This window comes from Stutzerimonas balearica DSM 6083 (assembly GCF_000818015.1).
Classification (GTDB): Bacteria; Pseudomonadota; Gammaproteobacteria; order Pseudomonadales; family Pseudomonadaceae; genus Stutzerimonas; species Stutzerimonas balearica.
In genome coordinates, this window is record NZ_CP007511.1 from 3645813 (window position 1) to 3670898 (window position 25086).

Annotated in this window: 26 protein-coding genes; 19 read left to right on the top strand and 7 right to left on the bottom strand. The window is 67.7% G+C overall.

Annotated features, from left to right (window positions below; all coding sequences use genetic code 11):
- Positions 1–63 precede the first annotated feature (63 nt).
- From CL52_RS16890 to CL52_RS21165, 4 genes are all read right to left on the bottom strand, one after another.
- Positions 64–846 (bottom strand): DNA-formamidopyrimidine glycosylase family protein, encoded by a 783-nt coding sequence (locus CL52_RS16890; RefSeq protein WP_043221972.1) that lies wholly within the window; start codon positions 844–846, stop codon positions 64–66.
- A 59-nt stretch (positions 847–905) separates the two neighbouring features.
- The gene (locus tag CL52_RS16895) at positions 906–1790 is read right to left on the bottom strand and encodes an RluA family pseudouridine synthase (protein WP_080773384.1); all 885 of its coding nucleotides are present in this window, start codon (positions 1788–1790) and stop codon (positions 906–908) included.
- Between the two features lie 87 nt (positions 1791–1877).
- On the bottom strand, positions 1878–2138 hold the full coding sequence (locus CL52_RS16900) for a PepSY domain-containing protein (RefSeq protein ID WP_041107783.1): 261 nt from the start codon (positions 2136–2138) through the stop codon (positions 1878–1880).
- A gap of 88 nt (positions 2139–2226) precedes the next feature.
- Positions 2227–2601, bottom strand: a complete 375-nt coding sequence (locus CL52_RS21165) for a copper-binding protein (RefSeq protein WP_052264591.1) — start codon at positions 2599–2601, stop codon at positions 2227–2229.
- Positions 2602–2758: 157 nt separating this feature from the next.
- Here CL52_RS21165 and CL52_RS16910 point away from each other — a divergent pair, with 157 nt between their 5' ends.
- Genes CL52_RS16910 through CL52_RS16925 form a run of 4 tightly spaced genes read left to right on the top strand, consistent with a single transcriptional unit; the run spans position 2759 to position 5371 of the window.
- Positions 2759–3067 (top strand): PepSY domain-containing protein, encoded by a 309-nt coding sequence (locus CL52_RS16910; protein WP_041107785.1) that lies wholly within the window; start codon positions 2759–2761, stop codon positions 3065–3067.
- A complete protein-coding gene (locus CL52_RS16915; RefSeq protein WP_041107787.1) occupies positions 3067–3372 on the top strand; it encodes a PepSY domain-containing protein in 306 nt (101 codons plus the stop codon). Before CL52_RS16910 ends, CL52_RS16915 begins: the two co-directional genes overlap by 1 nt.
- Positions 3372–4037, top strand: coding sequence for a response regulator transcription factor (locus CL52_RS16920; RefSeq protein WP_041107788.1), 666 nt, complete (start codon positions 3372–3374; stop codon positions 4035–4037). Before CL52_RS16915 ends, CL52_RS16920 begins: the two co-directional genes overlap by 1 nt.
- The gene (locus tag CL52_RS16925) at positions 4034–5371 is read left to right on the top strand and encodes a sensor histidine kinase (RefSeq protein ID WP_041107790.1); all 1338 of its coding nucleotides are present in this window, start codon (positions 4034–4036) and stop codon (positions 5369–5371) included. The genes CL52_RS16920 and CL52_RS16925 overlap by 4 nt, the downstream gene beginning before the upstream one ends.
- A gap of 1 nt (position 5372) precedes the next feature.
- Here the strand turns inward: CL52_RS16925 and CL52_RS16930 are convergent, their stop codons facing one another.
- Entirely contained in the window at positions 5373–5588 is a 216-nt protein-coding gene (locus CL52_RS16930) for a DUF3509 domain-containing protein (RefSeq protein ID WP_041107791.1), read from the bottom strand.
- A 325-nt stretch (positions 5589–5913) separates the two neighbouring features.
- Here CL52_RS16930 and CL52_RS16935 point away from each other — a divergent pair, with 325 nt between their 5' ends.
- From CL52_RS16935 to codA, 8 genes are all read left to right on the top strand, one after another.
- The gene (locus CL52_RS16935; protein ID WP_043221975.1) at positions 5914–6786 is read left to right on the top strand and encodes a helix-turn-helix transcriptional regulator; all 873 of its coding nucleotides are present in this window, start codon (positions 5914–5916) and stop codon (positions 6784–6786) included.
- 958 nt (positions 6787–7744) lie between these two features.
- A complete protein-coding gene (locus CL52_RS16940; RefSeq protein WP_043221978.1) occupies positions 7745–8980 on the top strand; it encodes an exonuclease SbcCD subunit D C-terminal domain-containing protein in 1236 nt (411 codons plus the stop codon).
- On the top strand, positions 8977–12630 hold the full coding sequence (locus tag CL52_RS16945; RefSeq protein ID WP_043221980.1) for an AAA family ATPase: 3654 nt from the start codon (positions 8977–8979) through the stop codon (positions 12628–12630). Before CL52_RS16940 ends, CL52_RS16945 begins: the two co-directional genes overlap by 4 nt.
- A 113-nt stretch (positions 12631–12743) precedes the next feature.
- The gene (locus CL52_RS16950; protein WP_043221982.1) at positions 12744–14138 is read left to right on the top strand and encodes an aspartate aminotransferase family protein; all 1395 of its coding nucleotides are present in this window, start codon (positions 12744–12746) and stop codon (positions 14136–14138) included.
- 123 nt (positions 14139–14261) lie between these two features.
- The gene (locus CL52_RS16955) at positions 14262–15653 is read left to right on the top strand and encodes a glutamine synthetase family protein (RefSeq protein ID WP_041107801.1); all 1392 of its coding nucleotides are present in this window, start codon (positions 14262–14264) and stop codon (positions 15651–15653) included.
- Between the two features lie 58 nt (positions 15654–15711).
- On the top strand, positions 15712–16467 hold the full coding sequence (locus tag CL52_RS16960; protein WP_043221984.1) for a phytanoyl-CoA dioxygenase family protein: 756 nt from the start codon (positions 15712–15714) through the stop codon (positions 16465–16467).
- Positions 16468–16545: 78 nt separating this feature from the next.
- The gene (gene cynS / locus CL52_RS16965) at positions 16546–16995 is read left to right on the top strand and encodes a cyanase (RefSeq protein ID WP_043221987.1); all 450 of its coding nucleotides are present in this window, start codon (positions 16546–16548) and stop codon (positions 16993–16995) included.
- Positions 16996–17101: 106 nt separating this feature from the next.
- Positions 17102–18337 carry a cytosine deaminase gene (gene codA, locus CL52_RS16970; protein ID WP_043221988.1) on the top strand — a complete coding sequence of 412 codons (1236 nt, stop codon included), beginning with the start codon at positions 17102–17104 and terminating at the stop codon, positions 18335–18337.
- Here the strand turns inward: codA and CL52_RS16975 are convergent.
- Positions 18331–19011: a c-type cytochrome gene (locus CL52_RS16975; RefSeq protein ID WP_043221989.1), complete on the bottom strand. Its 681-nt coding sequence runs from the start codon at positions 19009–19011 to the stop codon at positions 18331–18333. The two genes, codA and CL52_RS16975, sit on opposite strands and share 7 nt — an antisense overlap.
- A gap of 272 nt (positions 19012–19283) precedes the next feature.
- Here CL52_RS16975 and CL52_RS16980 point away from each other — a divergent pair, with 272 nt between their 5' ends.
- The 6 genes from CL52_RS16980 to CL52_RS17005 all read left to right on the top strand — a co-directional run bounded on the left by CL52_RS16980 (position 19284) and on the right by CL52_RS17005 (position 23646).
- Positions 19284–19790 carry an acyl-CoA thioesterase gene (locus CL52_RS16980; RefSeq protein WP_043221990.1) on the top strand — a complete coding sequence of 169 codons (507 nt, stop codon included), beginning with the start codon at positions 19284–19286 and terminating at the stop codon, positions 19788–19790.
- Between the two features lie 65 nt (positions 19791–19855).
- A complete protein-coding gene (locus tag CL52_RS16985; protein WP_041107813.1) occupies positions 19856–20200 on the top strand; it encodes a zinc ribbon domain-containing protein YjdM in 345 nt (114 codons plus the stop codon).
- Between the two features lie 267 nt (positions 20201–20467).
- Positions 20468–20896, top strand: a complete 429-nt coding sequence (locus CL52_RS16990) for a DUF2231 domain-containing protein (RefSeq protein ID WP_043221991.1) — start codon at positions 20468–20470, stop codon at positions 20894–20896.
- A complete protein-coding gene (locus CL52_RS16995; protein ID WP_043221992.1) occupies positions 20893–22188 on the top strand; it encodes a PQQ-dependent sugar dehydrogenase in 1296 nt (431 codons plus the stop codon). Before CL52_RS16990 ends, CL52_RS16995 begins: the two co-directional genes overlap by 4 nt.
- A gap of 153 nt (positions 22189–22341) precedes the next feature.
- Positions 22342–23160, top strand: coding sequence for an NYN domain-containing protein (locus CL52_RS17000; protein WP_043221993.1), 819 nt, complete (start codon positions 22342–22344; stop codon positions 23158–23160).
- 105 nt (positions 23161–23265) lie between these two features.
- Positions 23266–23646, top strand: a complete 381-nt coding sequence (locus CL52_RS17005; RefSeq protein WP_043221994.1) for a hypothetical protein — start codon at positions 23266–23268, stop codon at positions 23644–23646.
- 69 nt (positions 23647–23715) lie between these two features.
- On the opposite strand, the gene CL52_RS17010 is transcribed toward CL52_RS17005, so the two are convergent.
- Complete coding sequence (locus CL52_RS17010) at positions 23716–24045, bottom strand: four-helix bundle copper-binding protein (protein ID WP_041107822.1); 330 nt, start codon at positions 24043–24045, stop codon at positions 23716–23718.
- A 192-nt stretch (positions 24046–24237) separates the two neighbouring features.
- Between CL52_RS17010 and CL52_RS17015 the strand changes: the two genes are divergently transcribed.
- Positions 24238–24840, top strand: coding sequence for an IMPACT family protein (locus CL52_RS17015; RefSeq protein WP_043221995.1), 603 nt, complete (start codon positions 24238–24240; stop codon positions 24838–24840).
- Positions 24841–25086 lie beyond the last annotated feature (246 nt).

Sequence of the window (25086 nt, forward strand, 5' to 3'; positions counted from 1 at the left end):
ACCTAAGCCAGGCACCCGGCAGCGCCGAACCAACCGAGTGGAAAAGGCTGCGCCGCCGCCACCCTACCCCTCATCCACCGCGCTCGGCTCGTCGGGGCTGAGCTGCGTGGCATCACCGTAGCGCTTCTGGCAGCGTTCGCAGAAGAATGCCCGGCGCCGGGCGCGGCCCAGTGCCTTGGCCTTGACCAACGGGATTCGGCAGCGCACGCAAGTGCTCTTGCCATGCGCCAGCCAGTTGGCCTTGAGCACGCCGGCCTTCTTCCAGTCGAGGAATTCGAAGCTGTAGCGGCGCGCCTCACGTACCAGCTCGCGCAGCTTCGCCGGTGGCAGTTCGCCGATCAGCGACAGCGGGTGCACGCGGATGCGGTAGAGCACCTCGTTCTTGATGATGTTGCCGGAGCCGGCGAACAGCGTCTGGTCGAGCAGCGCGTCACAGGCCAGCAGGCGCGGACGCTCGCGCAGGCGCTTGAGCGTGGCTCGCGGGCGCCAGGCGGTGCTCATCAGATCGCGGCTCCAGTCGTAGGCCGCCTCCAGCGGCCCTTCGATCAACTGCACGGAACAGGCGTAGAAATTCAACTCGCCCTCGGCAAAGCGCAGGCGCAGACGTGGCTTCGAATCCTTGCGCTCATCGATCCGGTAACTGCCGAACAGCAGCAGATGAATGCGAACCGAGACATCCTCCAATTCGATCAGCAAGTGCTTGCCCCAGCTGCGTATCGCACGCAGCCGCTGGCCTGACAGGCGCGCCTGATCGATGCGGGCACTGCCTTCGACGCGCGCGATGCGGCGACCGACGAACGGCGCCAGTTCTTCGCGCAGGATGACAATCGACGGACCTTCGGGCATGGCGGCCTCGCGGCTGTGGCGCTACCGATTCAGACCGACGCGCGCCGCCGTGGTGCGGTTCACCAGTCGAGCGTCAGGCCGCTCTCGAAGAGTCGCTCGGCGCCGCTCAGCGGATCGCGAAACTGCAGGCGGCGCGCCAGCAGCTTCAGCGGCCGCGCATAGTCGTCGCGCTCGCGCGCGCTGCGCTCGGCCAGTTGCGGATAGAAGGGATCGTTGCAGATGCCGGCACCCAGGCTGGCCATGGTCAGGCGCAGCTGATGTTTGCGCCCGGTCACCGGTTCCAGCGCGTAACGCCACAGCTCGCCGCGGCGCTCGAGGACTTCGATGCGCGTCTCGCTATTGGGCTCGCCGTCGCCTTCGCGCATCAGAAAGAACGGCTCGCCAGGCACCATGCACAGCCGCTGCACGCGCGGGAATGGCAGCCCTGGCAGCGCCGGGCAGATCGCCTCGTAGCGCTTGCTCACCGCACGCTCGCGAAACAGCGCCTGGTAGGCGCCACGGCTTTCACGGTTGGCCGAGAACAGCACCAGCCCGGCGGTCAGCCGGTCGATGCGGTGAATGGGCACCAGATCGGGATTGCCGAGGCGCCGGCACAGGCGTGCCAGCAGGGTCTGTTCGACGTACTCGCCGGCGGGCATCACCGCCAGGAAATGCGGCTTGTCGGCGACCACCAGGTGCTCGTCGACATGCAGGATGCGCTCCTCGAACGGCACGGGCGTCTCGTCTGGCACCTCGCGGAAGTAATGCACCTTGAGCCCCGCCCGGTACGGCCGGCTGGCATCGATCGGCCGGCCTTCGGCATCCAGCACGCGGCCGCGCGCCATGCGCTCGAGCCAGGTCTGGCGGTCGATGGCGGGAAAGCGCTGGCACAGGCAGTCGAGCACCGTAGGCCAGTCGCCGGGTGGCAGGTGCAGGGTACTGGGGCGGGCATCGGGGGGAAGCATGGGCGGCGCAACTGGAAGCGGTCGGGCCGGCGATGATACCTGGCTGGCAGGCGTGGCGCAGGGCGTGCTGCCCTGCGCCGGGGAGGGTCAGTCTTCCCTGTCGCGGGTGACTTCGCCGGTCTTGCCGTCGATGGTGAACTCGTACTTCTTGCCGTCGGCCTTCATCCCCTCGCCTTCCCAGCCGTCATTGTCGGCCTCGATCCCGTAAAGCTCGGTATAACCGGCGGCCTTGGCCTTCTCCACGGCCTGCTCCAGGCTGATCCAGCCTTGGCCCGGCTTGTCGGCGGCAAAGGCGGTCGCCGAACCGAGCATGGCGATGGCGGCAACGGTGGTCAGGGCTTTGATCATGGTGAACCTCCAGGGTGATGACGAAAGGCTTACGGAGATACTGAGCCGGCCGGCGCTCGGGGAGTTCCGGCAGGGCCTGTAACAAGGTTCATCGCCGGGGATCGATTGCCACGATCGCCGCCGCCTCGCCGCTACCCTGGAACGAGAAGCGCACCTCATCGCCGGCACCCAGCCCGTCGAGCTGTTCGCGGATGACATGGAAACGATGCGTACCCGCAGGCCAGCCAAGTGCGGTTACCGGGTCATGCGCGATGGTCACGATGCCGCGGTCGCGATCGATGCGCTCGATACGCCCCTCGGCCATGATCAACGGCGCCGATTGCAGGCCTTCGACCGGCTCTTCGGGCAGCGCGGGCGGCTGGCCCTCGCCGGCCGGCTTGAGCAGGTCCTGGGCCTGCAGCGGAGAAAGCAATGGGCAGATCAGCACAGCCGCGGCGAATGCGGCGAGGAACAGGCGCTTCATGGGATCGTCTCCTGCGCGAGGGAGCTGCCGGGGACCACGCAGCTTTCGACAAGGCTGGCAGCTCAGCCGGTTTTGTCGAGCCGCACAGCCATTCAGCTTCATGTAAGCGATGCCCGGTAGCCTTTGAATCGTACCCACCCATTACGGAGATTCACTGATGAAAACCTTCACTACCCTGATGACTGCGACCGCTCTCGTTTTCGGCGCCAACCTGGCGATGGCCCGCGACCTGGGTCCCGACGAGGCGCTGAAGCTGCGTGACGCCGGCACCATCCAGTCGTTCGAGAAGCTCAACGAGGCGGCGCTGGCCAAGCACCCGGGCGCCAAGGTCGAGGAGACCGAGCTCGAGGAGGAGTACGGCCGTTACATCTACCAGGTTGAACTGCGCGACGACAAAGGTGTGCAATGGGATCTGGAACTCGACGCCAAGACCGGCGAAGTACTCAAGGATCACCAGGACGACTGATGCCCTCTCCCCTGCTCTGGACGCTTCCACTGGCCCTGCTGCTTGCCGCCACCCCGGCGGCAAGCCGCGATCTCGACCAGGACGAGGCCCTGCGGCTACGCCGCGAGGGCCTGATCCTGCCGCTCGATCGCTTGCTGCAACAGGCCCTGCAGCGCCACCCCGGCGCTCACCTGCTGGAGGCCGAACTGGAGGAGGAGGACGAACGCTACGTTTACGAGATCGAGCTGCTGACCGGTGAGGGCGTCGCCCGCGAGCTGGAGCTCGATGCCCGCACCGGCGAGGTGCTCAAGGATGAGGTGGACTGATGCGCCTGCTGGTCGTCGAAGACAACGTACCGCTGGCCGACGAGCTGGTCGCCAGCCTCAACCGCCAGGGTTACGCCACCGACTGGCTGGCCGATGGCCGCGATGCGGACTACCAGGGCACCAGCGAACCCTATGACCTGATCATTCTCGACCTCGGCCTGCCCGGCAAGCCGGGGCTGGAGGTGCTGCGCGCCTGGCGCGCCCGCGGCCTGACGGCGCCGGTGCTGATCCTGACCGCCCGCGGCTCGTGGGCCGAGCGCATCGAGGGCCTCAAGGCCGGTGCCGACGATTACCTGACCAAGCCTTTTCACCCGGAGGAGCTGCTGCTGCGCGTGCAGGCCCTGCTGCGCCGCGCGCACGGCCTGGCCAACCAGCCGCTGCTCGAAGCCGGCGGGCTGGCGCTGGACGAGGCCCGGCAGAGCTGTCGGCGCAACGGCGAGGATGTCGAGCTGACCGCCGGGGAGTTCCGCCTGCTGCGCTATTTCATGCTGCACCCGGGGCAGGTCCTGTCCAAGACCCAGCTCGCCGAGCATCTGTATGACGGCGAAACCGAGCGCGACTCCAACGTCATCGAGGTGCACATCAATCGCCTGCGCGGCAAGCTCGGCCGCGAGCTGATCCAGACCCGCCGCGGCCAGGGCTATTGCTTCGGCAGCGCCTCGTGAGGTCCATCCAGCGCAGCCTCAGCCTGGGCCTGGCGGCGGTTCTGGTGATCGTCGGCCTGGTGCTGCTGCAGACCAGCCTCTGGCTGTTCGAGAGCGGGCTGCAACGCAGCCTGGAGACCGACCTGCGCGAGGAAACCGAAGGCCTGCTGCTGGCCGTGGTGCGCGGCAGCGACGGCATGAAGCTCGACACCCAGCGGCTCAATCCGCGTTACCAGCGGGCCTTTTCCGGCCACTACTTTCGCATCGAACTGCCGGGCCGCACCTGGCGTTCGCGCTCGCTCTGGGACGCCAGCCCCGACTGGCCGGACGCAACGGGCCTGGCGCCGGAGCTGCTCGCCGGCCCGCAGGGCCAGCGGCTGCTCGCCTATACCGCGCATTACCGACGCGAGGGCCAGCCGATCGTGATCAGCGTCGCCCAGGACTACAGCCCGATTCTCGACAGCTTCGCGCGGGTGCGCCTGGGCGGCCTGGGCCTGGTCGGCGTGGCGCTGCTGGTGTTCGTGCTGCTGCAGCGCTATGCGGTGAGCCTGGCGCTGCGCCCGCTGGAGCGCGCCCGCCAGCAGATCGCCCAGCTACAGCAGGGCCAGCGCCAGCAGCTCGAAGGCGACGTGCCGCTGGAGCTGCAGCCGCTGGTCGAACAGATCAACCACCTGCTGCAGCACACCGATGAAACCCTCAAGCGCTCGCGCAATGCCCTGGGCAACCTCGGTCATGCGTTGAAGACGCCGCTGGCCGTGCTGACCAGCCTGCTACAGCGCGAGGAACTGGCGGCCCACCCCGAGCTGCGTGCGGCGCTGGCCGAGCAGCTGGGACAGATCCAGCAGCGTGTCAGCCGCGAGCTCGGCCGCGCGCGCCTGGCCGGCGAGGTGCTGCCCGGCGGGCACTTCGATTGCGATGCCGAGCTGCCGGCGCTGTTCGACACGCTTGCGGCGATCCACCGCCCGGGGCTTGACCTGCGCTGGCAGGCACCGCCGGGCTGCCGCCTGCCGTGGGACCGCGAGGACATGCTCGAACTGCTCGGCAACCTCCTGGACAACGCGTGCAAATGGGCCGCCGGCCAGGTGCGGCTGAGCATCGCGCGCGACGAGCGCGGCTACGTGCTGGACGTGGACGACGACGGACCGGGCATCCCCGCCGATCGGCGCGAGCAGGCGCTGGCGCGCGGCGGCCGCCTGGACGAAAACGCCCAGGGGCACGGGCTGGGGCTGAGCATCGTCGGTGACATCGTCGCCGCCTGGCAGGGCGACTGGGAACTGGCGCAGGGCCCGCTCGGAGGGCTGCGGGTGCGCGTCGTGCTACCGCCGCCGGGGCGTCATCTGCGCCCGGCCGGCTGACTCAGTGGGCGCGAGCCAGCTCGTTGCGAATGTCTTCGAGGATGGTTTCGACTAGCAGGGTGTTCTGAACCTGGCGACCGGTCATCACCCGCGTGGCCTCGGCTCCGTTGATCGGATAGCCGACGTGGACCACCAGATAGCCGTCGGGTTGGGGTTCGACACGCGTCTTGTACTGCGAGGAGAAGTTTTCAGCCAAATGCCGGGACAACGTCTTCATGGAGCATCTCGGTGCGGGTTAGCCTGACTCAAAGACCATGCCCCACGCTCGGAGATTCAGACCGTTCATCGGGAAATGCAGCGAATTCTTCAACCTGTCACATCCGGTCGGCATCCGGCTGGCTAGCGCTCGCGCTCGACATAGGCGAACCAGGCCAGCAACAGCATGGCGACCAGCGCCAGCACCGAAACCACCAGAGCCTGCAGCAACATGGTGCCTCCTCCTTCGCTCTCGTTGACTTGAAAGGCACCTGGAATATATGTAGCTTCGCGCGACACGTCGAGCATGCCGACAGAGGCATGTAAGCTTTTGGAGCAGGTTGCGCATGAAACGGAAACAGTCGATCAGCCACATCCGCTGGGATCTCGCCCTCCGCTATCGTCTGATCGAGACCGTCGCCTGGTGGGAAGGCCGCCTGACCACGGGGCATCTGATGCAGAGCTTCGGCATCAGCCGCCAGCAGGCGTCGAAGGACATCAACACCTACCTCAACGAACATGCGTCGAAAAACCTGACATATGACCGCCATCTGAAGGGCTACAAGCCGGCCAAGAACTTCCGCCCGCTGTTCATCGATGGCAGCGCCAGCGCCTACCTGCACCTGCTCGACCAGAACCGCATGCGTGCCCCACACATCGAAGGCCTGGCGCTGGCCTACGCGCATACCGAGGTGCTGCAGGTGCCGGACCGCAGCATCCGCCCGGAAGTGCTGCGGCCGATCCTGCAGGCCTGCCGCGAAGGGTTGCGCCTGGAGACCGAGTACGTCTCGCTGGCCAACCCGGCGGTGGAAATCCGTGTGATGGCGCCGCACACCCTGGTCTATACCGGCATGCGCTGGCACGTGCGCGCCTACTGCGAGAAGAACCGCGAGTACCGCGACTTCGTGCTCAGCCGCTTCCGCGGCGAGCCGGACCTGATGGATGTGAGCGAGCACACCCGCGAACAGGACGAGGCGTGGAACACGCCAGTGACCGTGCTGATCGAGCCGGATGCGCGACTGAGCCCGGCGCAGAAGGCGATCATCGAGGTGGATTTCGGCATGGCCGACGGCCAACTGCCCGTCGAGACGCGCGGCGCCCTGGTGCAGTACGTGCTGCAACGCTTCGGCATTGACCCGAACACCGTGCAGGCCAATGCGGCGGCGCAGCAGCTGCAGGTGGGGAATCTGCAGGCGTTGAAGGGGTGGTTGTACTCGTGAGGGATTGGCTTGGCTCGGCAGCGGCCACAGAGTGCGCCTTGTACGGCGCCTCACTTTTTCCAGTCGCGGAAGAGGCCGTAGGGTGGAAAACCGCAGAGCGTTTTCCACCGGGGGTGGCGCGCACGCTTGTGGCTGACGTGGGGCTTTCCTCGGCTCGGGCTACAGGTCGCGCCTCTCACGGCGCCTCACTTTTCTTTGCACGCGGATCGCCGCCCGGCGCAAAGAAAAGTAAGCAAAAGAAAGCGCGCCCCTTCATCCGGGTCCGGGAGCTTCGCCCCCGGACTCCCCTCCTTCCGCCAGCACTCCGGGGGCCGGCGTACAAGGGCCATCCTTGGCCCTTTATCGCGGGGACGCCTAGTCCTCTCGCGGTATCCATGCCGCTCGTCCCCCTGCGCGCTGGCTCCACTCGGCCGTCTGCAAGGGGAAGGGTGATATCGCCTGTTGGGGTGTGCATGGAAAAGCAGAGCGAAGCTGGCTTTCGATCCTTCAGGCAACTCGGACTTCCTTCCCCTTCAGGAGGCCGAACGCAGGCGTTGTGCAGGGGGACGCGAGGCATGGACGCCGAGCGAGGAACGAAGGGGCAGGGATGCCCCTTCGTGACGTGCCCCCGGAGCAATGCCGGAGTGAGGGAAGTCTGGCCGTGTAGCAGCCAGACCCGGATGCAGGGGGCGCCTTCTCTTTGGTTACTTTTGCTTGGCACGGGCGGCGTTCCGCAGACAAGAGAAAGTGACGCGCCGTTCCAGGCGCAACCTGTAGCTCCGGCCGAGGAAATCGCTGCGCCGTTCGCGGGCATAGGCGTCCAACAAGGTGGAAAACGCTGCGCGGTTTTCCACCCTACGGAAAGCGCCACACCCAGACACCGGGCATTGCGCTCCGCCCCACCAAAATCTCCAAACAAATTGCGTCCCGTCCCAACGTCACGGCGCGCCCACCTTCGCTCAACAAGAGCCCAAAGCCCATGCGCCTGATCCACACCTCCGACTGGCACCTCGGCCAGACCCTCCACGGCCAGGACCGCGACCACGAGCATGCGCAGTTCCTCGCCTGGCTGCTCGACCAGCTGGTCGCCCACCGCGCCGACGCCCTGCTGATCGCCGGCGACGTGTTCGACACGGTCAACCCGCCACTCAAGGCCCAGGAGCGCCTCTACGACTTCATCGTCCGCGCCCACGAAAAACTCCCGCAGCTGGACATCGTGATGATCGCCGGCAACCACGACTCGGGCGGGCGCATCGAGCTGCCGGCGCCGCTGATGAAGCGCCTCAATGCCCATGCCGTCGGCCGCATCAGCTGGGTCGCCGAGGGCCAGCTCGACCATCAGCGGCTGCTGGTGCCGCTGCACGACGTCAATGGCAATACTGCCGCCTGGTGCCTCACCCTACCCTTCCTGCGCCCGGCCGAGGTCACTGGCTTGGAACTGGGCGACGACTACATGGCCGGCATTCGTCAGGTGCATGAACGCCTCATCGCCGCCGCCGAGGCCGTGCGCCAGCCCGGCCAGGCGCTGGTTGCCATGAGCCATGCGCACATGGCCGGCGGCGCGGTGTCGGAGGAGTCCGAGCGCAATATCGTCATCGGCAATGCCGAGGCCCTGCCGGCCAGCCTGTTTCCCGAATCGGTCGCCTACGTCGCCCTCGGCCATCTGCACAAACCGCAGCAGGTCGCCGGGCAGGTGCGCGTCCGCTACAGCGGCTCGCCACTGCCGCTGTCCTTCGCCGAGGTCAATTACCCGCATCAGGTGCTGCTCGTCGAGCTCGATGGCGAGGCCCTGAAACAGGTCGACAGCCTGGCGGTGCCGCGTGCGGTGGAGATGATCCGCATCGGCCGCGCCCCGCTGGCCGAGGTGATCGCCGCGCTGGAGGCGCTGCCGCCCACCGGCCTGTTCGACGAACACCTGCCCTGGCTCGAGGTACGCGTACTGCTCGACGAACCGCTGCCGGACCTGCGCCAGCGCATCGAAACCGCGATAACCGGCAAGGCCTGCCGGCTGGTGCGCATCGCCAGCGAATACGCCGGCAAGCGTGGCGAGACGGAATCGGACGTGCTGCTCGGCCTCGACCAGATCACCCCGCAGGAGCTGTTCGCCCGCGCCTGGGAAGAACAGTACGGCAACCCGGCGGACGAACAGGCGCTGGACGATTTCGCCACCTTGCTGCAACGCGTCGAGTTCGCCCATGCGGAGGATGACCGATGAAAATCCTCGCCATCCGCCTGAAGAACCTGGCATCGCTGGCCGGGGAGCAGGTCATCGACTTCACCGCCGAACCGCTGGCCAGCGCCGGGCTGTTCGCCATCACCGGGCCCACCGGCGCGGGCAAGAGCACCATTCTCGACGCCCTGTGCCTGGCGCTGTTCGGCAGCACGCCGCGGCTGGACGGCGTGTCACCGCTGAACAAGGTCCCCGATGTGGAGGCCGAAATCGGCGGTGGCGATGAGCGCAACCTGCTGCGCCGCGGCTGCGGCAGCGGCTACGCCGAGGTGGATTTCGTCGGTGTCGACGGCCACCGCTACCGCGCGCGCTGGGAGGTCAAGCGCGCCCGCGAGAAGATCGACGGCCGCCTGCAGGCCAGCAGCCAAAGCCTTACGGATCTCGACAGCGGCACGCTGCTGGCCAGCGGCAAGAAACGCGAGTTCAAGGAACTGCTCGAAGCGCGCCTGGGACTGACCCTGGCCCAGTTCACCCGCGCCGTGCTGCTGGCGCAGAGCGAGTTTTCCGCCTTTCTCAAGGCCGATGACAACGAGCGCGGCACCCTCCTGGAAAAGCTCACCGATACCGGCCTCTACAGCCGCCTGGGCCAGGCCGCCTTCGAGGCCGCCAAAGAGGCGAAGGAAGGCCTCGCCCGCTTGGAGCAGCAGGCCGGCGGCCTGCAGCCACTGGAGCCCGAGCAGCGTGACGAACTGGAGCGCGAACATCAGGCTCAGCTCGACGCGCTGAAAGCGCTGCAGCAGCAGCTCAAGGCGCTGGAAGCGCAGCGGCAATGGCTCAGCGAACTGCAGCGCCTGGAAAACGAGCGCGAAGCGGCATGCCAGCAACTGCAGGATGCCGAAGACGAGCGCGAAAACCTCGCCGAGGCCCGGCGCATCCTCGACCTGTTCGAGCAACTGGCGCCGCAACGCCATCGTTTCTTGCGCCTGCAGGATCTCGGCCCGCTGCTGGACAAGGCGGCCGACAGCCTGGCGCGCCTGCAGCATGAGGAACAGGCCGTGCAGCAGCGCCTGGCCGAGCTGCAGAGCCAATGCAGCGCCGCCAGCGAGCAACTGCGTTCGGCCGAACAGGCGCGCCAGGACGCCGAACCGCGGCTGGCCCAGGCGCGCCGTGAAGAGGAACGCCTGCAGCATCTGAACGCCGACCTGGCCACTATCCGCGAGGACAGCACCCAGGCCAATGCCGAGGTGACTGCGGGCGCAGCGACGCTCACGCAGCTCACCGAGCGCCAGCAGCGCGCCGCGGCGGAACTTGCCGCGCTGAGCCAGCAACTGGACAAGAGCGCCGCGCTGCAACCGCTGTGCAGCGCCTGGGACGGCTATCGCCCGCGCCTGCAACAGGCCGTGCAGCTGGCGGCACGACTGCAGCAAGGTCAGGGCGAACTCCCGGCACTGGAAGCGCGGGCCAAGGCCGCCGAAAACCAGCAAAGCCTGGCCCGCGAGGCGCTGGACGCTCTGCAACGTGAGCGCGGCAGCGAAGTCGGCCTGGCCGAACAGCTCGCCCAACTGCACGGGCAGCTGGACCAATGGCGCCAGGCCGAGCGCGAAACCGCGACCCTGCGCGAGCTTTGGTCGCAGCAACGCGAGCTCGAAACCAGCCGACGCGAACTGGCCGACGCCACCACCGGCCAGCAGGCGGAGCTGGATGGCCTGGTGCCGCTGGGCAAGCAGGTTCGCGCCGAGCGCGACGCCGCCGAGCAGGCGCTGAACGTCACCCTCGCCTTGCTCGAACGCCAGCGCCTGGCGCGCAGTGCGAATGTCGAGGCGCTACGCGCCGCGCTGGTGCCGGGCGAGCCCTGCCCGGTCTGTGGCAGCCAGGAACATCCCTGGCATGCGGCCGATGCCATGCTCGCCGGCCTCGATCAGCAGGACGACCGCGAGGCCGAACGCGCCCGCGAAGCGCTGCAGGCCCAGGACCAGCGCCTGCAGGAACTGCGCGACCGCCACGTCGCGCTCAGCACCCAGTTGCGCCAGAGCCAGCAGCGTCAGAGCGAAGTCGAGGCGCAGCTACAGACGTTGGCGCCGCGTCTGCACGCCCTGCCAGCGCATGCCGAACTGCTTCGCCAACCCGAAGAAAAGCGCGCGGACTGGCTGGAAGCCCGCGTGGCGACCCTGAACCAGCAGATCGCCGATGCCAGCCGGCAGCAACAACAACTGCTCGGGTTGCAGCAGCGCAGCGAAGCCCTGCAGCAGGCCTGGCAGGCCGCGCGCGAGGCCTGCGTCGCAGCGACCCAGCAGCTCGAGCGCCAGCGCGATGCCCTCGCCCGCGACGGCCAGCAGCTCGACGCAGAGCTGACGGCCTTCGCCGAGCTGCTGCCGGCCGAGCGTCTGCAGCGCTGGCGCGAAGACCCGGCGCAGACCTTTATGCAGCTGGACGCCGACATCGCCACGCGCCTGCAGCAACTGCAGGCGCAAGCCGAGCTGGCCGAGGAGCTGCGCCAGTGCGAGCAGCGCCAAAGCGACGAACAGCTGCAGCAGCGCCATCGCCAGGAGAAACAGGCGAGCTGCCAGGCACGCCTGGCCGAACGCGAGAAGCTGCTGCTGGCCTGCCGGCAGGCGCTGCAGACCAGCCTCGGCGAGCAGCCCAGCGCCAGTACCTGGCAGCTGCAACTGGACCAGGCCATCCAGACCGCGCGCCAGGCCCAGGTCGAAATCGACCGCCAACTCAACGACGGCAGGCTCGGCCTGACCCGCTTGCAGAGCGAACAGCAGAGCTGCCGGCAGCGCCACGCCGAGCTGCAGCAGGAGCGCGAGGCGCTGCAGGTCGAACTCGCCTCCTGGCGCAGCGCCCATCCGGCGCTGGACGACACCACCCTCGCCCAGTTGCTGCAGATGGACGAGGCACTGCTGACCGAGGCGCGCCAGCGCCTGCAGCAGAACGCCGAAACCCTGACCCGCTGTCGCGAGCGACTCGACGGCTGTCTCGCCCGCCTGGCCAGCCACCAGCAGCAACAGGCCGAGGTGCCGGAAGCCGAGCAGTTGCAACAGGCACATGCCGAACAGCTGCAGCGCTGCGAACAGGCCGAGCAGCGCTGCGCGGAAACCCGTGCTCAGCTGCTCGACGACGACAAGCGCCGCCGCCAGAGCCAGGCGCTGCTGGCGCAGATCGACAAGGCGCGCGCCGAAATGCAGCGCTGGGGGCGTATCGCCGCGCTGATCGGCTCGAGCGACGGCGGCGCCTTCCGCAAGATCGCCCAGGCCTACAACCTCGACCTGCTGGTGCAGCACGCCAACGTGCAGCTGCGCCAGCTGGCCCGCCGTTATCGGCTCAAGCGCGGCGGCAGCCCGCTGGGCCTCTTGGTGATGGATACCGAGATGGGCGACGAGCTGCGCTCGGTGCATTCGCTGTCCGGCGGCGAGACCTTTCTCGTCTCGCTGGCCCTGGCACTGGGCCTGGCCTCGATGGCCTCGAGCAAGCTCAGGATCGAATCGCTGTTCATCGACGAGGGCTTCGGCAGCCTCGACCCCGAGTCGCTGCAGATCGCCATGGACGCGCTGGATTCGCTGCAAGCCCAGGGCCGCAAGGTGGCGGTGATCAGCCACGTCGCCGAGATGCACGAACGCATTCCGGTGCAGATCCAGGTACAGCGCCAGGGCAACGGGCAGAGCGGGCTGAAGATCGTCGGCGCAGGGGGCTGACCGGGCCGGCCGATGCAGGCGCAAAGCCGCATGCCGCGGGCGAGCAAACAGCGATTGACTTTGCCGCCTCGGCGCCTCAAAGATGTGCGAAAAATTTTACGAGGCGTTCAATCATGAGCTCCAGCGGCATCGGCGAACAGGCGGTCTCCCTTTTCACCCGGCGCGAGCGTGAGCGCTTCCTGGCTGCCAACCCGCGCTCGGCGGCGCTGGCCGAGCGCGCCCGGCACTCGCTGTTCGCCGGCGTGCCGATGCACTGGATGAGCGACTGGTCGACGCCGGTGCCGCTGTTCGTCGAGAGCGCCCAGGGCGCGCGCTTTCGCGATGTCGACGGGCACGAGTACGTGGACTTCTGCCTCGGCGATACCGGCAGCATGTTCGGCCACTCGCCGGCGCCGATCGCCGCCGCCCTGGCCGAGCAGGCCGGGCGCGGGCTGACCACCATGCTGCCGGGCGAGGATGCGGTGGTCTGCGGCGAGCGCCTGGCCGAGCGCTTCGGCCTGCCCTACTGGCAGGTGGCGACCACCGCCACCGATGCCAACCGCTTCGTCATCCGCTGGGCGCGCGCCATCACCGGGCGCAAGATGCTGCTGGTGATCGACGGCTGCTACCACGGCACCGTCGACGACACCCTGGTGCGCTACCGCGAAGGCCTGACCGTGCACCGCGCCGGGCTGATCGGCCAGGCGCGCAACCTGGCCAAGACCTGCCGCGCGGTGCCGTTCAACGATCTCGCCGCGCTCGAGGCCGCGCTGGCGCCGGGCGACGTCGCCGCGCTGCTGATGGAGCCGGCGATGACCAATATCGGCATGGTGCTGCCCGAGCCCGGCTACCTCGAGCAGGTGCGCGCGCTGACCCGTCGCCACGGTACCCTGCTGATCATCGACGAGACCCACACCATTTCCACCGGCCCCGGCGGCTGCACCCGCGCCTGGCATCTCGAGCCGGACTTCCTCACCCTCGGCAAACCCGTGGCCGGCGGCGTGCCGGCATCGGTCTACGGCTGCAGCGCGGCGATGGCGCAGGCCATGCAGATCGCCCGCCAGCATGCCAGCGAGATGAGCCACGGCCATGGCCACAGCGGCATGGGCACCACGCTCTCGGCCAACGCCCTGGCGATGCACTGCATGCGCGCCAACCTCGAACAGGTGATGACCGCCGAAGCCTACGCGCACATGCTGCCGCTTGCCGCCCGGCTGGCCGCGGGGCTGCGCGAGGTGATCGCGCGGCATGGCCTGGCCTGGTCGGTCAGCGAGCTGGGCGCGCGCTGCGAATTCCAGTTCTGCCCCAGCGCGCCGAAGAATGGCGCCGAGGCCGAAGCGGCCTTCCACGACAGCCTGCAGATGGCCCTGCACCTGTACCTGATCAACCGCGGCATCCTCATCACGCCGTTCCACAACATGACGCTGTGCTGCCCGGACACCCGTCCCGAGGACGTCGACCAGCTGCTCGCCACCCTCGACACCGGGCTCGGCGAACTGCTCGCACTGCCGGGTGCGCGGGAGGTCTGAGCATGGCGCTCTATCCTTCGGGCATCGCACCCGGGCGCTGAAAGCCTGCTCACGCTCCGCCTGCGTCGCTGGAAAGCCATCCTTCCAGCGACGGTACCGCCCCGTAGCCCTAAGGATTCAGCCATGCGCTTCGCCGATCTCGCGGAAGCCGATGCCTTCCTCGCCGCCCACCCGGACGTGCAACGCATCGAACTGTTCATCATCGACCCCTGCGGCGTGCCGCGCGGCAAGCTCCTGCACCGCGACGAGCTGCGCGCGATCTATACCGACGGCCGCCCGCTGCCGAGCAGCATCCTCGGCCTGACCATCCGCGGCGAGGATGTCGACGCCACCGGCCTGGTGTGGGACGTCGCCGACGCCGACTGCTGGGCCTTCCCGCTGCCCGGCAGCCTGCAGCTGCAGACCTGGCGCCGGCCGGCCACCGCCCAGGTGCAGGTTTCGATGCACCCGGCGCGCGGCCTGCCGGCGTCGCTGGCCGACCCGCGCCACGTGCTGGCGCGCGCCATCGAGCGGCTGCAGGCCGCCGGCTACCACCCGGTGATGGCCGCCGAACTGGAGTTCTACCTGCTCGATGCCAAGCGCGACGCCGCAGGCCATCCTCAGCCGGCGGCCTTTGCCAACGGCGAGCGGCCGCAGGCACCGCAGGTCTACGGAGTGCTCGAACTCGAACGCCTCGACGCCTTTCTCGACGACCTCTACCGCGCCTGCGAAGCCGGGGGCCTGCCGGTGCGCACGGCGATTTCCGAGTACGCACCGGGGCAGCTGGAGATCACCCTGCAGCATCGCCACGATGCCCTACAGGCGATGGACGAGGCCGTACGCTACAAGCGCCTGGTGCGCGGCGTCGCGCTCAGCCACGGGCTGCAGGCCTGCTTCATGGCCAAGCCCTTCGCCGAGCTGGCCGGCAGCGGCCTGCACCTGCACGCCAGCCTGGCCGACGCAGAGGGCCGCAACCTGTTCGCCTGCGAGGTCGAGGCGCTCGAGCGCGGCGACGGCGACGGCGCGGCGACGCTGCTGCGCCAGTCCGTCGCCGGGCTGCTCGACACCCTGGCCGACGGCCTGGCGCTGTTCTGCCCGAACGCCAATTCCTACCGGCGCTTCCAGGCCAACAGTTATGCCCCGCTGGCGCGCAACTGGGGCATCAACAACCGTACCGTGTCGCTGCGCGTGCCCGGTGGGCCGGCGGCCAGCCGGCATATCGAACACCGCATCTGCGGCGCCGATGCCAACCCCTATCTGGCTGCCGCGCTGGTATTGCACGGCATGCTGCGGGGCCTCACGCTCGGCCTCGAGCCCGGTGCGCCGGTCACCGGCAACGGTTACGCGCAGACGGGCGAACGGCTCGGCTGCGACTGGCGCCAGGCACTGGGCGATCTCGAGCACTCTGCCTGGACACGCGAGGCGCTCGGCGAGGAATTCCACCGGGTCTACCTGGCGATCAAGCAGGCCGAGTACGCGCAGTTCATGGGTGAAGTCGGTGAACAGGACTGGCGCTGGTATCTCGGCCATGCCTGAGCGGCCAGCGCAACCGGTCTAGGCTGAACGGGTAGCCAGCCACCGCAGGACCTTGCCGATGGACAGCCAGACCCGCGAACGCCTCGCCGCCCTGCACCATCAGGGCTTCGTTCTGCTGCCCGCTGTACTTGCCCCGGCGCAGATCAGCGAGCTGCACGTGGCCATCGACCGGTTGACGCCGGTCGGCCTGGACTACCAGGGCCTGGTCGACGACCACTACAAGTGCGTGTTCAACCGCGAGCCGTTCTGGCTGACCTTTCTCGACCTGCCGGAGGTGATCGAGCTGGCCGAGGCGGCGCTCGGCAGCGACTGCCACGTCATCGGCCAGACGGCCTGGCGCAGCCGCCCGGGATTCGTCGGCGGCGAGCTGCATGCCGACTACCTGGCCCTGGAGCTGCCGGAACGCCTGCTGGCCGACCCGGCGTTCGAGCTGCCGATGCAGGTCTGCACCGCGCACCTCTACCTCGACGACATCGACGCCGACCTCTGCCCGACCCTGGTGATTCCCGGCAGCCACCGCGCCGGGCGCAAGCCGCGCCCGGGCGAAACGCAGTGGCACGGCCGCGAGGCCGAGCCGGTGCTGTGCCGCGCCGGCGACGTGCTGTTCTTTCGCAGCGACCTCTGGCACGCCGGCAGCCGCAACCGGACCGCCGACCGCAGTCGCTACCTGTTGCAGGTGCATTACGGCCGGCGGATGGTCGCGCAGAAGTTCTCGCCCTATCTCCACTTCAGCTTCAACCCGGCGGTACTGGCCGCCGCCACGCCGCGCCAGCGGCGCCTGCTCGGCGAGCACGCGCCGGCCGAATACGACTGACTGGCACGCGCCCTGCAACCTCCGGCGGCGAGCGCCGCATTCAGCGGCCCCGAGCATCCCAGCCAGAGAGGTATTGCCATGATCACCAGCCGCGACCAGGTCACCGCCATGATCGTCGCCAGCAAGGTCCGCCAGGGCCTGAAATGGGCGCATGCCGCCGAAGCCATCGGCAAGTCGAAGGAGTGGACGACTGCCGGCTGCCTGGGCCAGATGGCCTTCGACAAGACCCAGGCCGAAGCCCTCGGCCGGCTCTTCGAACTGCCCGATGAAGCGGTCGCCTGGCTGCAGATCGTGCCCCATAAGGGGTCACTGCCCAGCGCCGTGCCCAGCGACCCGCTGATCTACCGCTGGTACGAACTGGTCAACGTCTACGGCAGCACCATCAAGGAACTGATCCACGAGGAATTTGGCGACGGCATCATGAGCGCCATCGACTTCTCCATGGATATCCAGCGCGAGCACGACCCCCGGGGCGACCGGGTGCACGTGGTGCTCTCGGGCAAGTTCCTGCCCTACAAGAGCTACTGAGCGCCGCCGGCGGGCACCTGCCGAATGCCGCCCGGGGTTGTATGCTGCGGCGAGGGGTCGGCGTCACGCGCCGACGCCCCGCCCCGAATCGCCTGGAGGAAGCTCGATGAACATCGTCAACGCCCGCCTGCGCGGCCGCGAAGGCCTGTACCGCTTGGAACTGGCCGGCGCGCGCATCGCCGCCATCACTGCGCAGCAGGCGCCGGCCGAAACCAGCGAGGGCGATATCGACGCCGCCAGCAACCTGGTGGTGCCGCCCTTCATCGAACCGCACATCCACCTCGACGCCACCCTCACCGCCGGCGAGCCGGCCTGGAACATGAGCGGCACGCTGTTCGAAGGCATCGAACGCTGGGGCGAGCGCAAGGCGCTGGTGACCCACGAAGACACCAAGGCGCGCGCGAAGAAAACCATCGACATGCTGGTCGACCACGGCATCCAGCATGTGCGCACGCATGTCGACGTCACCGACCCGACGCTGTCGGCGCTCAAATCCATGCTCGAGGTGCGCGAGGAAACCCGTCACCTGATCGACCTGCAGATCGTCGCCTTTCCGCAGGAGGGCATCGAGTCGTTCAAGGGCGGCCGCGAGCTGATGACCGAGGCGATCGCCATGGGCGCCGATGTGGTCGGGGGCATTCCGCACTTCGAGAACACCCGCGACCAGGGCGTCAGCTCGATCCATTTCCTCATGGACCTGGCCGAACGCACGGGCTGCCTGGTGGACGTGCACTGCGACGAAACCGACGACCCGCAGTCGCGCTTTCTCGAAGTGCTCGCCGAACAGGCGCGGGTACGCGAGATGGGCGAGCGCGTCACCGCCAGCCACACCACGGCAATGGGCTCCTACGACAACGCCTACTGCTCCAAGCTGTTCCGCCTGCTGAAGCTGAGTGGCATCAACTTCGTCTCCTGCCCGACCGAGAGCATCCACCTGCAGGGCCGCTTCGACACCTATCCCAAGCGCCGTGGCCTGACCCGCGTGGCCGAGCTCGACCGCGCCGGGATGAACGTCTGCTTCGGCCAGGATTCCATCGTCGATCCCTGGTACCCACTGGGCAACGGCAACATCCTGCGCATCCTCGAGGCGGGGTTGCACATCTGCCACATGCTCGGCTACGAGGACCTCGAGCGCTGCCTGGACCTGATCACCGACAACAGCGCACGCCCCCTGAACCTGGGCGAGCGCTACGGGCTGGAGGTGGGGCGCCCGGCGAACCTGCTGGTGCTGTCGGCGCCGGACGATTACGAGATGCTGCGCACCCAGGGCCATGCCCTGCTCTCGGTGCGCAATGGTGAGGTGCTGATGCGCCGCACACCGGCGCGGACCGAGCGTTACTGAGCGGCCGCGCTCATGATCCGGGCGATGCGCGCCTTTTCGTCGGCAGCGTCGAGCGACAACCGCGACAGGTAGGCGGCAACGGCATCGACATCCTCTTCGGAGAGTTTTGCCGCGACACCGATCATCACCGACCCCGCCCGGCTGGGGTCGTTGGTGCGGAAGCGGTTCAGCGCCTTGCGCAGGTACACGTCCGGCTGGCCGGCCAGGCGCGGGGTATTCTCCATGCCTTCGGCATGCTGGCCGTGGCAGCCGGTGCAGGTGTTGTGGAACAGCGTCTCGCCGCGACTGCGCAACCCTTCGCTCACCGGCACCGCCACCGGGTTGACCTGCTGCTGGCTGAAGTAGACGGCGATGTTCACCCGGTCGTCCTGGGTGAGATTCTTCGCCAGCTTCGACATGACGTAGTCGATGCGCTGGCCGCTGGCGAACTTCTCGAAGGCGTTGAACAGGTACAGCGGGTTCTGGCTGGCCAGATTGGGAATGTGCGGGCGCTTGCTGTTGCCGGTCTCGCCGTGACAGTAGGTGCAGAACACGGCCCGCTCCTGGCCGGCCGCATAGGCCTGCTGGCGGCTCGCCTCGTCGCCCATGACCTGGGCGAAACGCTTGGCGAGGCCTTCATCGGCATGGGCGAAGGCCGTCAGGCAGCTGAGCAATGCAATGGCGAAAATCCGCATGGGTCCTTCCTGAGCTGAGGCTGTACCGGCGCGCGACTATAGAAGGCCGCACCCGGCCGGATACCGGCGCAGGTCAACGAAATGCCCATCACCGCACTGGGCGCCTCGAAACTGTGACCTCGTTCACCTCAGCCACCCGAACGCCCCTGCGCGCCTCTGTCGCATTGACGAACGCGGCAGCCAATGAGCGAAACAGCCAGAAAAGGCGATACAGACGGTGAATATTCGACTAAAGTAGCGCCCCTCTGAACCACCCCAGGAGCCCCGACAACATGCCGCTCGATGGACATGCCGAACTGACCATGACCGTACTGATGACCCCGGACAAGGCGAACTTCTCCGGAAACGTCCACGGCGGCACGCTGCTCAAGTACCTCGATGAAGTCGCCTATGCCTGCGCCAGCCGCTACGCCGGCCAGTACGTCGTGACCTTGTCGGTCGATCAGGTGATCTTCCGCCAGCCGGTGCATGTCGGCGAACTGGTGACCTTTCTCGCCTCGGTCAACTACACCGGCACCACGTCGATGGAGATCGGCATCAAGGTCATCACCGAGGACATCCGGCGCAAGACGGTACGCCATACCAACAGCTGCTTCTTCACCATGGTCGCGCTCGGCGAGGACGGCAAGCCGGTCTCGGTCCCGCCGCTCAATCCGGTGACCCCCGAGCAGAAGCGTCGCTTCGCCCAGGCCTACCAGCGCCGCGAGATCCGCCGCGAACTGGAACAGCGTTACCAGGCCCTGCGTGCCGAAGGCGAAGCGGAGTCGACACCGGCCTGAGTCGCCCGGCGGCGGGCAAAACCCTATACAATGCGCGCCTTTTAGCCCCATCGAAGGTATCGCCCGTGAGCACCCTGCCGCCCTGCCCGAACTGCAACAGCCCCTACACCTACGAGGACGGCGCCCTGTTGGTCTGCCCCGAATGCGCCCACGAGTGGACGCCTGGTGAGGCCGCCGGTGGTAGCGCCGAGGGCGAGAAGCAGGTCCGCGACTCGGTCGGCAACACGCTGCAGGACGGCGATACCGTCACCGTGATCAAGGACCTCAAGGTCAAGGGCTCGTCGCTGGTGGTCAAGGTCGGCACCAAGGTGAAGAACATCCGCCTGGTGGATGGCGACCACGACATCGACTGCAAGATCGACGGCATCGGCGCCATGAAGCTCAAGTCCGAGTTCGTCAAGAAGGCCTGAGCCACACGCGCCATACCGACCGCCCGGCACCTGCCGGGCGGTCGCGTTTCCAGCCTCGCCCGCGGCGCCACGGCAGCCGCCTTCGCGCGCGGCAACGCCACTTCACACAGCCCCTCCCGTGCGCCGCGGCGACCACGGCAAGGGCCGTTCGCGGTGAACTATCCCCCGGCATCACGATCCCCCGTTATGCACATTCAGCGCGTGCCTGGCGGGCCAAGCTTCCAAAAAGGCAGCCGGCCATGGCCGCCCAGCGACGAGGAGCCCCACGTGACTGCAACCACCCCGCACGTCTACCGAAGCACACCAAACCCGCTGCACGCGATCTTGCTGGCCGGCACCGTTCCGCTGTTTCTCGGCGCGCTGCTGAGCGACATCGCCTACTTTCGCAGCTACCAGATCCAGTGGAGCAACTTCTCGTCCTGGCTGATTGCCGGCGGCCTGGTGTTCTGCGGCCTGGCCCTGCTGTTCGCGCTGGCGGGCCTGGTGCGTGCCGCGCATGAGAAGGGACGCGCGCTGCTCTACCTGGCGCTGTTGCTGGCCACCTGGCTGCTCGGCTTCGTCAATTCCCTCGAGCATGCCAAGGATGCCTGGGCCACCATGCCCCTGGGGCTGGTGCTGTCGGTGATCGTCACCCTGCTGGCCTGCGCGGCGACCTGGGTCGGCCTAGGCCAGGCGCGCGCGGGAGGTGCCGCATGAAAACGACGCTGACCCTTTCCGCCCTGACCACCGCCCTGCTGCTGAGCGCCTGTGGCGATGGCAGCCAGACCGCCACCCAGGCGCACGGCGCCGACCCGAAGCTGCCCGAGCCCCAGCGCGGCCTGCTACCGAGCATGACGATCGCCGACCCCGCCGGCTGGGACGGCGACAAACCGACGGTCCCCGAAGGCTATCGGATCAGCGCGATTGCCACCGACCTGCAGATCCCGCGGCAGACGCTCGTGCTGCCCAACGGTGACATCCTGGTGGCCGAAGGCCGTGGCGGCAATGCGCCAAAGCTCAAGCCCAAGGATGTGATCGCCGGCTACATCAAGGCCAAGGGCACCACCTCGGTGAAGAGCGGCAACCGTCTGACCCTGCTGCGCGACGCCGACGGCGATGGGCGCTACGAGCTGAACCAGGTGTTCGCCAAGGACCTCAATGCGCCCTACGGCCTGGCGTTCCACGACGGCGCCCTGTACGTCGCCAATCAGGATGCCCTGGTGCGCTTCGATTACCGGGAGGGCCAGACCGAGGCCAGCGGCCCGCCGGTGAAGGTCACCGACCTGCCTTCCGAGATCAATCACCACTGGACCAAGGCACTGACCGTCAGCCCCGACGGACGCTTTCTCTATGTAGGCATCGGTTCCAACAGCAACATCACCGAACGCGGCATGGAAGCCGAAGTCGATCGTGCGATGATCTGGCAGATCGACGCCGAGACCGGTGCGCACCGACCCTACGCCACCGGCGTGCGCAACCCCACCGCGCTTGCGATCCAGCCGGGCAGCGACCAGCTTTGGGCGGTGGCCAACGAGCGTGACGAACTGGGCCCGGACCTGGTGCCGGACTACCTGACGTCAGTCCAGGATGGCGGTTTCTACGGCTGGCCCTACAGCTACTGGGGCCAGAACGTCGATGACCGCGTCCGACCGCAGAAGCCCGACCTAGTGGCCTCGGCGATCAAGCCGGACTATGCCCTGGGCTCGCATGTCGCCGCACTCGGCCTGGATTTCTCCGAGCCGGCGATGGGCGAGCGCTTCGCCGACGGCGTATTCATCGGCGAGCACGGCAGCTGGAACCGCGAGAACCCGGTGGGCTACAAGGTAGTGTTCGTGCGCTTCGAGAATGGCCGCCCCAGCGGGGAGCCGGTCGATTTCGTCACGGGCTTTCGCAGCGAAGATGGCAAGACGCGCGGCCGGCCGGTCGGCGTGACGGTCGATCCGCGCGGTGCGCTGATCGTCGCCGACGACCTGTCCAACACCATCTGGCGCGTCACCCCAGCGCGCTGAGGCCGTGCCGAGAGGCCGGCGGCGCAACGGCCGCCGGCCTGCAATCTTCGGCCGTGGCGGGCGACCGGTGCGATTCGCGTCGGCCTCCGTCACACCTGGCCGCCGCGCCCGTCAGGCGCTATGGTCGTGGCATTGCCCCCTCAAGGACGCACCATGGCCGCCAAACCCAGCCCGCTCAACAAGCAACGCCATCTGGCCGTACTGATCGACGCCGACAATGCGCCCGCTGCCATCGTCGAAGGCCTCTTCGAGGAGATCGCCAAGTACGGCGTGGCCAGCGTCAAGCGCATCTATGGCGACTGGACCAAGCCCAACCTGGGCAGCTGGAAAAAGGTCCTGCTCGACCACTCCATCCAGCCGATCCAGCAGTTCGCCTACACCTCGGGCAAGAACGCCACCGACAGCGCCTTGATCATCGATGCCATGGACCTGCTCTATACGCGGCGCTTCGACGGCTTCTGCCTGGTGTCCAGCGACAGCGACTTCACCCGCCTGGCCGCCCGTATTCGCGAGGAGGGCCTGACGGTCTATGGCTTCGGCGAGCAGAAGACGCCTTCGCCGTTCGTGTCGGCCTGCGACAAGTTCGTCTACACCGAGATCCTTCGCCCCGACGCCAGAGCTGCCCAGGCACCGAGCGTGGAGAAGGCGGCCGCCGAAATCGCCCTGCCCGAGCCCAAGGCCGCCGCCGAACCGGCGCCCGGCTCGCTCGAAGGCCAGCCGGTGCCGGTCGACTTCATTGCCAAGGTGCTCGATGACATTTCCGAGGAGGACGACTGGGTGCAGCTCGGCACGCTTGGGCAGAACATCAGCAAGCTGCGCCCGGCGTTCGATCCGCGTCTGTACGGCTGCAAAAAGCTCAGCGACCTGATCCGCGCCCAACCCGGGCGCTTCGAGCTGGAAGCGCGCGGCAGCGGCAGCAGCGGCGGCAAGGACCTGTACGTGAAGATCCGCAAGCCGGGCAAGGCTGGCTAGCCCGGCCGGTGCGCCTAATGAAGCGTTGCACATTTGCCTGATCGATCGGCGAACCTCGCCCGCCCGGTCTCTTCTAAGCACTACCAATGCACGGAGGAGAGATTCATGACCAAGCAGTTGCTGGCCGGCTGGAGCCTGATGATCACCGCGCCCCTCGCCCTGGCGCAGACGCCGCAGCCGGAGGTGGTCACCCACCTCAACGGGCTGGACGTCGAGATCAGCCCGATGGGCGTGCCGGCACAGACCGATGCCATCGCCGGCGAGTTGCTCGGCGTACGTGCCGTGAAAGTGATGAACAACACCGCCCAGCAGATCACCTGCGAATTCCACGTGCCGGCCGAGGCCCGCTCGGATACCTCCGCACCGCCGGTGTTCAGCGTCGCACCCAACACCCAGCGCACCGAGCGCGTCCCCGGCGACTATTCGCCTGATCGGCCGTTCGCCGAAGTCACCTGCCGCTCCAGCGATGCACGCGGCGAACGCTGACGCGCCGCACACCTACCTGAACGAAGAGGCCGCACATCGGTGCGGCCTCCTGGTGATGCTGCAGCCACCTCAGGCGGCCATGCGCTCACACTCTTGCGCGCAACGTCGACACGCCTCGGCGCACTGGCGACAGTGCTCGGCCTCGTGCTTGCCACATTCCTCGGCGCAGGCGCGACAGACCTCTGCGCACAGTTTGCAGAAGGCCGCGGCGTAAGCGCTGTCGCGGGTCATCAGGCAGGCCGCCATGGCGCAGATGTCGGCGCAATCGCGGTCGAGTTCGATGCAGCGCGCCATCATCTTCACGTCATCCTCGCGCAGGCACGACGCCGCGCAGGTTTCGCAAGCCATGGCGCAGTTGGAACAGGCTTCGATGCAGGCCTGGTATCGGCTGTTGAGCATGGGGACCTCCCTCGTGTCGTTAGGCCATCGGGCGGCGCCACGCCGTGGCGTCAGCGCCGCCCCTCATGACTAGGGGCAGGGCTCCCGATGCAAAGTTCAGCCCGATCGACCGAGCGGCGCCCATGGCCGCCGCGCTGCCACGCCATGCAGCCGTTACAATGGCGGCTCGTCCCGCCAGCCCGCCTCACCGCCATGCCCTTTACCCTCGCCGGCCCCTGCGAATATCAGGAGCTGATCAACAAGAGCCGCTTTCTGGTGAAGGCGGCACCGATCCAGACGCCCGAGCAGGCGCAGACGTTTCTCCAGTCCGTCGCCGACCCCAGCGCCACGCACAACTGCTGGGCCTGGAAGATCGGCCAGCAGTATCGCTTCAGCGACGACGGCGAACCCGGCGGCACCGCCGGACGGCCGATGCTCAGCGCCATCGAGGGCCAGGATTGCGATCGGGTCGTGGTGGTGGTGACACGCTGGTTCGGCGGCATCAAGCTCGGCACCGGCGGGCTGGCCCGCGCCTACGGCGGCACGGCGGCCAGGTGCCTGCAGCAAGCGGCGCGCATCGAGCTGGTGGCGCGTCGGCAAGCCAGCACGCATCTGCGCTTTGCCGAGCTGGCCCTGGTCAAGGCGCGCCTTGGCGAGTTCGAGGCGCTGCTCGAGCACGAAACCTTCGATGCCGAAGGCGCCACGCTCGCGCTTGCCCTTCCGGCCGGCCAGATCGCTGCGCTGGAGAAGCTGCTGGCCGATGTCAGCCGCGGCCGCAGCACGCTGCAGCTCAAGGATGACCCACAGATTTTGTGAGCGGCGCTGTGGATAACCTTTGGACGCCTTGCTGGACGACCGAGCCGGCGCGGCTTCCGGCCAACTGGCCATTTTTTGCGCAAATGCGACCGGACATTTCTCTTTTGAACACAACTCGCTGATTTAGCTGAATTTTTCATCGGTCAGCAGTGCCATCAAGCAGCCATCACACTGGAGTGACACTGACCGCTGTTTATGCCCGTTTTTCGTGGAAAAAGTTGTGGATAAAACTGGGAGTAATTTATC